The 11,833-nt window shown below is 64.3% G+C and carries 8 protein-coding genes; all 8 read left to right on the forward strand.

What is annotated here, in order from left to right:
* Positions 1–10 precede the first annotated feature (10 nt).
* The 8 genes from HNP55_RS05745 (at position 11) to HNP55_RS05780 (ending at position 11,823) form a co-directional block, all read left to right on the forward strand.
* Positions 11–886, forward strand: coding sequence for a type II secretion system F family protein (locus HNP55_RS05745; RefSeq protein WP_184297111.1), 876 nt, complete (start codon positions 11–13; stop codon positions 884–886).
* Between the two features lie 24 nt (positions 887–910).
* Positions 911–1,828, forward strand: a complete 918-nt coding sequence (locus HNP55_RS05750) for a type II secretion system F family protein (RefSeq protein ID WP_184297113.1) — start codon at positions 911–913, stop codon at positions 1,826–1,828.
* A gap of 13 nt (positions 1,829–1,841) precedes the next feature.
* Positions 1,842–2,378 carry a DUF192 domain-containing protein gene (locus tag HNP55_RS05755; RefSeq protein WP_221439479.1) on the forward strand — a complete coding sequence of 179 codons (537 nt, stop codon included), beginning with the start codon at positions 1,842–1,844 and terminating at the stop codon, positions 2,376–2,378.
* Positions 2,379–2,489: 111 nt separating this feature from the next.
* Positions 2,490–3,308 (forward strand): TadE/TadG family type IV pilus assembly protein, encoded by an 819-nt coding sequence (locus HNP55_RS05760; RefSeq protein WP_184297117.1) that lies wholly within the window; start codon positions 2,490–2,492, stop codon positions 3,306–3,308.
* 42 nt (positions 3,309–3,350) lie between these two features.
* Positions 3,351–8,795 (forward strand): RHS repeat-associated core domain-containing protein, encoded by a 5,445-nt coding sequence (locus HNP55_RS05765; protein WP_184297119.1) that lies wholly within the window; start codon positions 3,351–3,353, stop codon positions 8,793–8,795.
* Positions 8,796–8,803: 8 nt separating this feature from the next.
* On the forward strand, positions 8,804–9,451 hold the full coding sequence (locus HNP55_RS05770) for a hypothetical protein (RefSeq protein ID WP_184297121.1): 648 nt from the start codon (positions 8,804–8,806) through the stop codon (positions 9,449–9,451).
* A 309-nt stretch (positions 9,452–9,760) separates the two neighbouring features.
* Complete coding sequence (locus tag HNP55_RS05775) at positions 9,761–11,296, forward strand: polymorphic toxin-type HINT domain-containing protein (RefSeq protein ID WP_184297123.1); 1,536 nt, start codon at positions 9,761–9,763, stop codon at positions 11,294–11,296.
* Positions 11,297–11,304: 8 nt separating this feature from the next.
* Positions 11,305–11,823 carry a hypothetical protein gene (locus HNP55_RS05780; protein ID WP_184297125.1) on the forward strand — a complete coding sequence of 173 codons (519 nt, stop codon included), beginning with the start codon at positions 11,305–11,307 and terminating at the stop codon, positions 11,821–11,823.
* The last annotated feature ends 10 nt before the right edge of the window (positions 11,824–11,833 follow it).

The raw sequence follows: 11,833 nt of genomic DNA on the forward strand, positions 1-11,833 counted from the left end.
GGGGCAAAGCATGCAAGCAGCCTCTTCCTCCTCGGCGCTGTCGCTCACCATCATCCTGGTGGTGCTGGCCTTTTCGGTCGCCTTGCTGGCCTGGTTCGCCATCGAGGCGGCCACGGTGTCCATGCGGCGCTACCGCGAAGCCTTTACGGAGCGCGCGCAGTTCCAGTTGCAGGAGTTCTTTCTCTTCATTCCCGCCGAGCAGCTCTTCGTCGCCAACCTGGCCATGATGGGCCTGGGCGGCGCCCTGCTGTGGGCGCTGAGCGGCAGCTGGCTGGTGGCCATCGTCGGTGGCCTGGTGCTGGCCTTGCTGCCGCGCTGGGTGTTCGCCTTGATGCGCAAGCGCCGGCAACAGAAGTTTGAGGAACAGTTGCCCGACGCCTTGATGATGTTGTCCGGCGGTTTGCGCGCCGGTGTGGGGCTCAACTCGGCCATGACCCAGCTGGTGGCCGAAGCCCATGCTCCCTTGGCGCAGGAGTTCAGCCTGATGCTGCGTGAGCAGCGCCTGGGCGTCACGCTGGAGCAAAGCCTGGCCCATCTGTCGCGCCGCATGCCCACCCAGACCACCACGCTGGTGATCTCGGCCATGCGCATCGCCTCCGAGACCGGCGGTGGCCTGGCCGAAACCCTGGAACGCACGGCCCACACGATCCGCAGCCGCCTGCAGATGGAAGGCAAGATCGGCGCCCTGACGGCGCAGGGCAAGCTGCAGGCCTGGGTGGTGGGCGCCTTGCCGCTGGGGCTGATGCTGGTGCTGGACCATATGGAGCCCGAGGCCATGGCCATGCTCTGGCACACGCCCATAGGCTGGGCCACGCTGGTGGCCATAGGCTTTTTTGAAGTCATGGGCATTTACGTCATTCGCAAAATCATTGCGATCGATGTTTAGCTTAGGTTTAAGGAACAAAGCGATATGTCCGATCTCATACCCACCCTGGTCTGCCTCGCCGTGGGCCTGGCCGTGGCCCTGGTGGCCTGGCTGAGCGCGCGCGTGGTGATGGCCGTGCCCGAGGAGGACAGGGACTACAAAGACCCGCCGCCGCTGGGCTTTCGCCTGATGTGGTGGCCCATCCATGTGGTGGCTTACTTCATCGGCGGCGTCATTCCCGCGAAAAGCCATGCGGCCTTGCAGACCCGCCTGCGCAAGGCGGGCCTGGACTTCACCTTGGCGCCGGCGCAGTTCCTGGCCAGCCGCGTCGTCTGCGGCCTGCTGATTGCCTTGCTGGCGGCGTGGATGCTGTCGGTGTTTGACAAGCCGGCACCGAACGTCGCCGCGGCGGGATTCGGCCCGTTGCTCTATCTGCAAGTGGCGCTTGGCGGCGCCTTGATGGGCTGGCTCTACCCGCTGGTCTGGCTGTCCGACCGCCTGGCCGCGCGCAAAAAAGACTTGCTCAAGACCCTGCCCTTCTACCTCGACGTCATCACGCTCTGCGTCGAAGCGGGCCTCAATCTGCAGGGCGCCATTTCCCAGTCCGTGAGCAAGGGCCCGGCCGGCGTGCTGCGGGAGGAGCTGCAGCGCGTGCTGCGCGATATCCGCGCCGGCAAAGCCCGGGCGCAGGCGCTGCGCGACCTGGCCGAGCGGCTGAACGAACCCAGCATCAGCAACTTTGTGTCCGCCGTCATTCAGGCCGAGAGCATGGGCATGAGCCTGGGGCCGGTGCTGCGCATCCAGGCCGATCAACGCCGCGTCGAGCGCTTTTTGCGTGCCGAGAAGCTGGCCATGGAAGCGCCGGTGAAGATGCTCTTTCCCTTGATTGCCTTCATCTTCCCCTGCACCTTCATCGTGATCTTCTTCCCCATCGCCATGAAGTTCATTCACAGCGGAATTTAAGGCCATGGATTCGATGATTTCCAAGCATCAGAACACGCTGTTGGAGCCAGGCTTTCCGCCGGCTTGGCGCTCGCGTTTTGGGCCGCTGTTTTCGCCCGCGAGCCTGTTGCCCGCGGCCTGGCGCAAGGAGCGTTTCGAGCCCTCGGCGCGCCGGCACACCGCCGTCATGCTGGACCTGGGGGTGGCGCGCAGCTTCGGTGCGCGGTTCTGGGGCTTGATGGGGCGCCCCCCTTTGCGCCGACTCCCCTTTTGCGAAGCCTTGCTGCTTGTCAACTGCAAAAGTGTTCACAGCTGCTTTGTGCGAGCCCCTATCGACCTGGCGTTTCTCGATGCGCAGGGGCGCGTGCTGCGCATCACGGCGGGCCTGAAACCCTGGCGGCTGGCATTCGGCCCGGCGGGCACGACTCATGTGCTGGAGCTGCCCGCAACGGCGGCGGCCGCGCACGCCCTGGCGCCGGGGTGCCAGCTGGAGATGCGGGACTGGCTGCTGGCCGCAGACGGCCTGCAGCAGCGCCGCACAGCGCCCTCCGCAGTCGAAAACAGGCCTTGACCACTTGAAGCACCGGCCGCTCAGGCAACTCGGTAAGGCACAACGATGAGCAAAAGAAAGTCCGTCAACAGCAGGAGAGAGCGGGGCGCAACGAGGCCGCGCGGCGCTGCCATGGTCGAGTTCCTGCTTGTTGGCGCCGTCATCACGGCGCTGGGTCTGGGCCTCTTGCAGTACAGCCTGCTGTTTCACAGCAAGAACATCGTCAACCACGCCACCTTCATGGCCGCCCGGGCAGGTGCCATCGGCCATGCCCAGCAATCCAAGATCCGCGACGCCCTGGAGAAAAATCTGCTGCCGCTGTACGGCGGTGGCCAGACTGCTGCGGAGCTGGCCATCGCTTATGGTAAGGCCAAGGCCGACGCCGCCACCAACCTGAGTATCGAACTGCTCAGCCCCACCAAAGAGAGCTTCGACGACTTTGCCGATCCCGAACTCAAAGACAGCGTGGGCGCCGGCAAACGGGTGATCCCCAATCGCGGGCTGGCGTTTCAGGATGCCGTTCTCAAAACCCATAGCGGCCAGACCCTGCATGACGCCAACCAGATCAAGCTGCGCGTGGTCTATGGCTACAAGCCTGCCGTGCCCTTTGTCGACCGGATGATGCTGGCCGTGATGCGCCAATTCAGCGGCGCGGCCGAACCCTTTCACCAAGCCTTGCTGGCCAGAGGCCGCATTCCCATCGTCGTCCATGTGACGCAGCAAATGCTCTCCGACGCGATCGAAGACAGCAATATCTCCAACCCGGGCAATGGCAACGGGGGCCAGCCCACCGATCCGGGCCCGCCCAGCCAGCCCCCCGTGCCTCCCAACCCCGGCGGGCCCGGCAACCCAGGCAACCCGGCTCCACCCGACTGCCCCTGGTGGGCCAGTGAATGCCGTCCCTGCCAAGGCAACAACTGCCCGACACCGCCACCAGAAACCTGTGGATGAGCTGGCTCAGCCGCCTCGTCATCTTGTTTCAAGAAATTCAATATGCAATCAAGTAACTGGTTAAAGCAGCGTTACAAACTGGCACTGATCAGTCTGCCGCTGCTCCTGCTCCTTGCCCTGAGCAGCGGCGCGGCGCGCGCAGACATCCTGGTGGACCCCAGCCCCAGCTGCGACCCCAGCAAGCAGAGCTGCGTGCCGGGCAGCGGCGGTGGTGGTGGCGGCGGGGGCGGCACGCCTTGCACGCCGGCCCGGCAAGCGCTGGGCCTGTGCACACTGCCCACCCTGCCGCCGGGAGGCGGTGGCGGCGGCGGTGGCGGCACCTGCAGCCCGCCGGGCAATGGCAACCCCAGCTGCGGCGGCGCAGGCCCGGCCTCGCAAGGCGGCGGCGGCGGGGGCGGCGTGCATGTGGGCGGGGGCAATCCCATCCACCTGATCAGCGGCAACAAATACCAGGAAGAAACCGACCTGGCCGCCCTGCCCGGTGTGCTGGGCCTGGAGCTCAAGCGCTACTACAACAGTCTGAGCAGCAACCCCGGCCTGCTGGGCGTGCAGTGGCGCATGAGCTATGAGACCGTGCTCCACGACCTGGGGCAGCAGATCCAGATCGTGCAGGCCGATGGCCGGCGCCTGAGCTTTGCCAAGCAGCCCGGCCGCAGCCTGTGCGTGAGCCCCCAGCCGGGCGACGGCCAGGTGCGCATCGAGGCGGGCACGGCCGGCCAGCTGCGCTACCACTGGCGCTGGCCCGATGGGCGCACGCTCAGCTTTGGCGGCGGCAGCCAGGGCGGGCAGCCGCTGCAAAGCATACGTGCGGCCAGCGGCGAACAAGTGCAGCTCAGCTACAGCCCCTTGGGCGACTTGCTGAGCGTGCGCGACCCACAGGGCCGCCAGCTCAGCTTTGTGTACGGGCGCGCCGGCGCGGGCCAACGCCCGCCCTTGCTGGCCATCCAGACACCGCTGGGGCGCATCCACTACAGCCAGGACAAGCAAGGCCGGCTCAGCGAGGTGGCCTACGCCTTCGGAGGCGAGACCCGCCCCGGACAAACCGCCACAGGGGCCCGCCTGTACCACTACGAGGCCGAGCACCAGGCCGGCAACCCCTGGGCGCTCACCGGCATCAGCCTCAGGCAGCCAGACCCCCAGACTGCGCAAGTACAAACCCAGCGCCTGGCCAGCTACGCCTACGAGGCCAGCGGCCGGGCCATACTCTCCAGCAAGGGCCAGGCGCAGCAGCGCGACGCGGCGGGTCAGGTGGTGGCGGGCACGGGCGTTGAGCAAATCAGCCTGCACTACCTCAGCCGCCCCCTGCCCACCGAAGGCCGGCCCGACCGCAGCGGCGAAGTGCAGGCGCGCAGCGTGGGCAAGACCGTGCTGACCAACAGCCTGGGGCAAAAGACCGAGCTGCTGAGCGCCGTGATCGGCGGCCAGTACCGGCTGCTGCAAAGCCTGGGGCCGGGTTGCGCGAGCTGCGGGCCGACCAATATGAGCTATGGCTACGACAGCGCAGGCCGCCTGATCCGCGCCAGCCAGCTCGACGCGCAGGGGCGGCCCTTGCAGGCCGAGCTGAGGCGCTACGACGCGCAGGGCCGCCTGGTAGAGACGGCCCGGCAGAGCTACCAGGCCGGCAAGCCCCAGTCGGCGCAGTGGTTGCAGCGCTATGCGTACAGCGACATCCGCTACGCCGACGGCAGCATGGCCCTGGGCCAGCAGCCCGCGCGCATCACCCAGCCCAGCGTCATTGCGGGCCAGACGCGCAGCACGGAGCTGGCTTACAACGCGCTCGGCCAGCTGACCCGCGTGACGGAGCGGGGCTGGAGCCCGGTGGATGCTGAGGGCAAGGAGGCGCCGGCGGCGCTGGAGCGAACCACCACTTACCGCTACACCACGCTGGCGGGCAATAGCCTGCTGGCAGAGATTGACGGGCCGCTGGCCAATGGGCCCAAGGGCTTGCCGGAGGATTCGGACATCACCCGGCTGACTTGGGATGAGAAGGGCGTGGCCATGTTGGCCTTGCAAAGACCTGGCGCTGCGCCCATGCGCATGGCCTATCAGCCTGGCAGTGGCCGGCTTGAACAGGTCGAAGACGGCGAGGGCATTTGGACCCGCTGGAGTTACGACGATCAGGGGCGCATGGCGCAACTCAGCAGCTCTGGCCCCGCTTGGGCGCGGCCCGTGGTTCGCAGCATCAGCTATGACGAGTTGGGTCGGCCCGTTGAAATGGGCGAGGGCGAGCGAGCTTCGGGCAACTATCGCCCGCTGCTGCGCCAGGCCATGGATGTGGCGGGCCGGCCGCTTTGGCGAGCCGATGCCAAGGGGGTGCTAGAAAGCTATCGTTTTGACACCGAAGGCCAGTTGCTGGAGCAGGGGCAGCGCAGCGCGCGCATGGCTTTGACCCAGCAGTACGCTTATGCGCAAGGCTATGGCCAACTCAGCAGTTTCAAGGACAGCCGAGGCGGTGGTTTCGCCATTGATTACGGCCCTGACGGTCAGCCCCAGCGCATCACCGATTTGCTGGGCCGCAGCTTGCTGCCACTGCCCGATGTTCAGGCGGCGGCAGATCGGCCCTTGCCGGCACACGAACGCCATGACGATTTCGGCCGAAGCGTGCTGAGCCTCAGCCCGGACAGCGGGCGCCAGCTGCGCCAGTTTGATGCGGCTGATCGCATGGTGGCGGCCGTGGATGCACAAGGCCACCGGGCTGAGTACGCCTACGATCCGGGCGGACGAATTGTGACCCAGCGTGTCCGCGATTCAAGCCGCAGCCAGACCCAAACCACCATGTGGACCTATGTTGGCAGTCGTTTGGTGAGTTTGGAACATCCCGAACAAAGTGAGCGTTATGAGTATGATCTGCGCGGTTTGCGGGTGAGCAAGACCGTGACGCTCAAACTCAGTCAAGGTGAGCCCTACACCAGCCTCACACGCTACCGTTTTGATGAAGCCGGCGTCTTGCAGGCCAGCAGTCTGCCCGATGGCAGCTGGCTCTTGTATGAGCGCAATGGACAGGGGCAAGTTGTGGCCCTGAAACGCAGCCGCTTTGACGCCGCCTGGTTGCAGAAACTGGGGCCGGCACAAACGCTTGTCAGCGAACTGGAGCGCGACCTGGTGGGGCTGCGCCACGCAAAGAGTGGCAACGGCATCAGCACCCATGCGCTACGCAGCCGCGAGGGTGTCTTGGCGCGCTTGATCCATCGGCATCCGCAGGCCCCTAACGATGGTGCCGGCCTGGCCATGCTGGGTTTGGCGTCCGCACATGCGGCTGGCGGAGCCAAAGTCAATGAGCCGTGGTTTGACCCCTCAGCGCCGGGTGCCTGGGGGCATGCCCGCGATCCTCAAGCCCTGGTGGACAGGCGTTATTTGTGGGACGCCCAGGGCAATCTGCTGTTGGGCGCCAATCTGGGCTCGGCAGGCGAGGCCGGGCGCACGGCCGCTCAGATCGAAACCCAGGCCTATGCCTATGACGGGCGCGACCGCCTGGTCGCCGCCGTGCGCGCTCGCGGTGCTTGGGCCCAAGGCCCCAACGCCTTGACCGAGCAGCACAGCAGCCGCTGGTACTTTGACGCTGCGGGCCGTCGCCGCTTGCAGCAAGAAGAGGTGGCGGATGCAGCCGACCTGAGCACCCAAACGCTTGCTCCTGCTTATCAGGCCGGTAGCCATCGCTGGCTAGGCACGCAGGCGGCTGCGCCTGCACAGTACAACGCCAACGGCCAAGCTACCCGCATGGGCCAGCGCAGCCTGCGCTGGGACGCCCTGGGCCGACTGCTGGAGGTGCGCGAAGCCGATGGGGTCCTGGGGGCCTACCGCTACAACCACCGGGGCGAACGGGTCGCCAAGGCCACGCCGACGGGGCAGACCCATTTTTTGTACCAAGACCGTCTGCTGAGTGCCGAACTGGACGCCCAGGGACGCATCACCCGTCAGTATGTGTATTTGGCCGATCTGCCGATTGCCCTGATCGACAGCCCGCAGGGCTTGCCTGCGGGTGCCGGCCGAAGTGCCTTCTCGCACATGCTCCACGATGCGGCTGAGTTGCTGAGCGCCTGGCGGGCCGATTCCGAGCGCCTGGTGTGGCTGCATGCCAATCATCTCGGGGCTGTTGAGGCAGCGACGGATGAGCGGGCAAAACTCATCTGGCAGGCCGACTATGCCGAGTTTGGAAAGGCGCGGGTCAGCCCGCGAGTTCAGGCGGGATTTGTGTTGAATCTGCGCTTGCCGGGCCAGCATTGGGATGCCGAGACCGGCTGGCACTACAACGATCACCGCTATTACGACCCCGCAAGAGGCGAGTATTTAACGCCTGATCCGCTGGGCACGCCGGACGGCCCCAATGCCTACAGCTATGTCCGCGCCAACCCCTTGCGCTTTGTGGATCCCTCGGGCCTGATCTTGTTTGCCTTTGATGGCACGGGGAATACGGAGGAGAGCAGGACGAATGTGTACTGGTTGAGGAAGGCGTACCAAGACAATGACATGAGCAAGGGTACAAATGACGCATTTCTTGCGAGAGCAGACAAGCCCTTCTACATAGAAGGCCCGGGCACGGGGGCACTCATGGATGGAGCCCTGGCCCACACCTTGCGTGATCGAATCAACACTCAGCTTGATAGGTTGGATACCTATGTCAAAGCCAAATGGCAAGACGAGTTCGTTGACAAGAAGCAGCCCTATAGCAAGGAAGCGCCGCTGAGCATCACCCTGGACATCGTGGGTTTCAGCCGCGGCGCGGCAGCGGCGCGGGACTTCAGCAACCAGATCATTGCGCGCAAGAAGGCTGACTATTTCAACAAAAAGCTGTTTGGCTACGAGGCAGAGGATTCGCGCTACAACTGCGTGGACATCCAGCTGCGTTTCATGGGCTTGTTTGACTCCGTGCTCAGCACCGCCATCGGTGACTTCAATCTCACGGTGGACGCGGCACAGTTTCAAACCGTCGCCCATGCGGTAGCGGTCAACGAACACCGGGCGATGTTTCCCCTGGAGTCGGCCATGGGCGGCACAGCGGGCCAGGTGATCGAGCGCGGCTTCATCGGCGCCCACTCCGATGTGGGCGGTGGTTATGCGGGCGCGGGAGGCGATGGGGGCGATTTGTCCGATGTGGCGCTGAACTGGATGTGGCAGCAGGCCAAGGCCGCAGGCTTGAAGATGGATGACTTGGCAGCGGAGCAGCGAACCGTCAGCAATCCCATCCTCCACGACGAGACCCGCGTGCTGCCCTGGGCCCTGCCTGGCATGGGGGGTTTGAGTCGCGATCGGGAGGTTCGCGTCGCTGGGCGGGAGAGCCCCGGCAAGAGCACCGATCCGGAGGGCGGTATGCGCTACGCCCTCAGCCAGAGCGGCGGCTATATCCGATACAACCCAGCCACCCAGGTATTCGACCCTGGCACGGGCGATACGCGTGAACAGCCTTGCTGCGGCAACCGCGCAGGTTTGGTGGACATGCAGAAATATGGGGAATGGTTGCGCAGCAATTTAGGGGTGGTGATGCAATGAAGACAGGGATGACGACGATGATGAAAAAACTCTCGGTAGTGACGCTGCTGACCACGGCCGTGTCGGCCTTGACAGGTTGTTCCGCTGCAGTAGTGAAGCTGAATCTGCGCGGCGGAGAAAACGCCAGCTATTACGCAGAGAACAAGACACCCAGAAATCTGTACGCTGTGCAAGTGGTGGGGTTGACCAATTTTGCTTACTTCGACAGCGACCAGGCTGCGAACGATTGGCGCCCCAGCCTTGCTGATCCCAGGAGTGTGCCGAACTTTGGTGGCGATAGTTTTTTCGCCGACACCGGTCACAAGGTGCCCGAGGAAGTCTTGGTCAGCTGGCGCGAGGAGTCCTCGCCCGGAGGCAAGGAAAACACAGGCGAACTCAAAGGCCCTTACCGCATCAAGATGCGTGAACGGATTCCGGCCGAGGTCTTGCGCCTGGCTCGCAAACACGGTTTTCGGGTGTCTATCGCGGTGCTGACGGGCGAGTTGCCCATACGGCTCAATTGGCAACTGGAACGTTTTCACCGGGATGTAGTACCGACTCGAACTGAGAACCTGTGCATGGGTGGTGATTGGTTCACCGACCCGAACGACAAGGTCACCTGGCACCACCATCCGGAAAACCGCTTCCCCATCTGGCCGCATTGCAAGCTGCCTTGAGCGAAGGCGTTTTGTCGCCTCGTAGGTCGGTTTAGCGCAGCGTAACCCGACACATCGTTTCGGTGATCAGAAATTCAATATGCAAACAAGTAACGGGTTAAAACAACGCTACAAGCTACTACTGAAATTGTCCGGCCTGCTGCTGAGCCGAGGCCTGCTTGTCAGTCTTGGGCTGTTCGCAGGCGTCGCGCAGGCCGACATCCTTCCCGGTGGAGGCCTCAGCTGTGAGCTCAAGAGTCAGCGCTGCGCAGCAGGCACAGGGGGCAGTGGGGGCAAGCCGCCCACAGAGCGGCCCGTGGAGGACTGGCCGTGCCTGTGAACGACTTTGCCAGGATCGCGCCGTTCAAAGCTGCCTTGGTCTGGCTGCTTGTATTGGCGCTGACCGGGCTGATGCCGGGCCTGGCGCGGTCGCAGTCTGCGCCCTCCTCGGGCTCCGGCATCACCACCGCCATCTGCCCAGACCCCGGTCAGTGCTTTGCCAATGCTGCCGCTCGCCAGGCCTGGGCCAAGAAGAACAACTGCCAGTTCCTGGAAGACATTTGCGAGAAGACGCCGGCCAGCGAGGACAACAAAGGTGCCAAGCCCGAGGACCAGGGCTTCTGGTCCTCCCTGTGGGGCGGTGTGAGCGGCGCCCTGAAGTATGGCTACGAATTCGGCAAGGGCTTGTTCCAAGGCCTGAAGGGCCAGATCACCGACCTGATCGACCTCATCTCCAACCCCGCTGAGGTGGTGAAGGGCCTGGTGGAGCTGGGCAAGGCCTTCTACAAGGACCCCAAGGGCACCTTGAAAGTGCTGGGCGAACTGCTGGGGCAGGAGGCCGTCGACACCATCATGCGCGCCACCCAGTGCGGGGCCTACGACCTGGGCAAGGTGATTGGCAGCTATGTGAGCCCCGCCGTCGCGCTGAAGCTGGCCGGGCGGCTGGGTAAGTACAGCGCTTCGGTGGGCGATGCCGTGAAGGGCCTCAAGAAGGACCTGGGCTGCGCCAGCTTTGCTGGCGGCACGCTGGTGCAGCTGCCCACGGGAACCATGGCCATCGAAGGGGTGAGCCAGGGTGAGCAGGTGCTGTCGCGTCATGACCGTTTCTGGACCGACGCGCCGCAGGCGGTCGAGCGCACCTTCGGCCGCATGGCCCCGCGCTACCGCGAGCTGAAGACCGAGTTCGAGACCTTTCGCCTGACCGACGAACACCCCTTGTGGGTGCAGGGCAAGGGTTGGACCCCGGCCGAGGACGTGAGCGATGAAGACGTGCTGGCTTCGCTGAGCGGCGACGTGTTGGTGCTGTCGAACAAGGCGGTTCAAGCGCCGCTGCGGGTCTACAACTTCAGTGTCGCGGCCACGCCAAACTACTTCGTGGGCCAATCGGGCTTGTGGGTGCATAACGCAAAATGCGCTCTGCCCATGCCATACCAGGCGCCCAAGAGTCCGAGCGGTTACAAGCTGGGAGCCTCGGATGGCGGCAAGGGTGCCTGGATCGAGATCAGTAGGCCGGACAATGCGCATTTCCGTTACGAAAAGCAGATCACTGGGGCGCCCAGGAACATTGAGTATCAGGTCGGCGGCAAGGCCTTTGACGGTTACGACGCCAAGCGCGATGTGTTGCTCGATGCCAAGGACTACACGGGCAGCAATCCGTTGGTGAGTGGTCAACCACCGCCCTTGGCCGCGAAGTTTCGCAACGACGCGATCAGCGACGCGCGCGGGCAACTGTTGGCTGCGGGCGGCACCAAGGTCGAGTGGCATGTTGCAAGCAAGGAAGCCGCTGAGACATTGCAGGCCTTGTTCGCCAAGGAATCGGACCTGGCGAACCTGAAAGTTGTTTGGTCTCCGAACATCGTGAGTTGAAAGACACCATGTCAAAGCACTACATCCTTCACTTCTCGGCGGAATTGGTCACGCCTGTAGATCAGCGCGCTGACGCGGTCCTGCGATACCTCATGTCAGGCACGGGTTCTGCGCCGCAGGCGTGGCCAGTACACCAGTTCTTCTCCATGGAAAGGGCGCCCATGGAACTACGTCCCTTGCCGCACGCATACGTAAGCTTCAGGCCTGGTGATTTCGTGTGCGAGTACTGGGCGGATGGTGTCGGCCCCCGAGCCGGCATCACGCTCAAGTTGCCGAGCATCAAGGATCTGCAGGGCTGGTACGAGGCCTTGATGCTGGTGGATTGGATTTGCTCCCTGGTGGCCGGTGACGCGTTTGTGGGGTACATCCAGGACGAGACGGATCGCTGTGCGCTGTCGCTGCTCTACAGCCTCGGTGGCGCCTTGTATTTCAGGGCCGAGAACGCCAAGTCTGCAGAGCTTGTCCGGCTGACCACCGGCGAGGTGTGGGCTGGGCACGGCCATGAAGATGCACCCAAGACAAGTTGAAGTCGGAAAA

It is taken from the genome of Roseateles oligotrophus, from assembly GCF_014204525.1.
GTDB classification, from domain to species: Bacteria; Pseudomonadota; Gammaproteobacteria; order Burkholderiales; family Burkholderiaceae_C; genus Paucibacter_A; species Paucibacter_A oligotrophus_A.

Bases quoted from the DNA above. Each gene is read 5' to 3' on its own strand.
- HNP55_RS05760 (WP_184297117.1), top strand. From the start codon at position 2,490: ATGGTCGAGTTCCTGCTTGTTGGCGCCGTCATCACGGCGCTGGGTCTG.
- HNP55_RS05755 (WP_221439479.1), top strand. From the start codon at position 1,842: ATGATTTCCAAGCATCAGAACACGCTGTTGGAGCCAGGCTTTCCGCCG.
- HNP55_RS05750 (WP_184297113.1), top strand. From the start codon at position 911: ATGTCCGATCTCATACCCACCCTGGTCTGCCTCGCCGTGGGCCTGGCC.
- HNP55_RS05770 (WP_184297121.1), top strand. From the start codon at position 8,804: ATGACGACGATGATGAAAAAACTCTCGGTAGTGACGCTGCTGACCACG.
- HNP55_RS05780 (WP_184297125.1), top strand. From the start codon at position 11,305: ATGTCAAAGCACTACATCCTTCACTTCTCGGCGGAATTGGTCACGCCT.
- HNP55_RS05745 (WP_184297111.1), top strand. From the start codon at position 11: ATGCAAGCAGCCTCTTCCTCCTCGGCGCTGTCGCTCACCATCATCCTG.
- HNP55_RS05765 (WP_184297119.1), top strand. From the start codon at position 3,351: ATGCAATCAAGTAACTGGTTAAAGCAGCGTTACAAACTGGCACTGATC.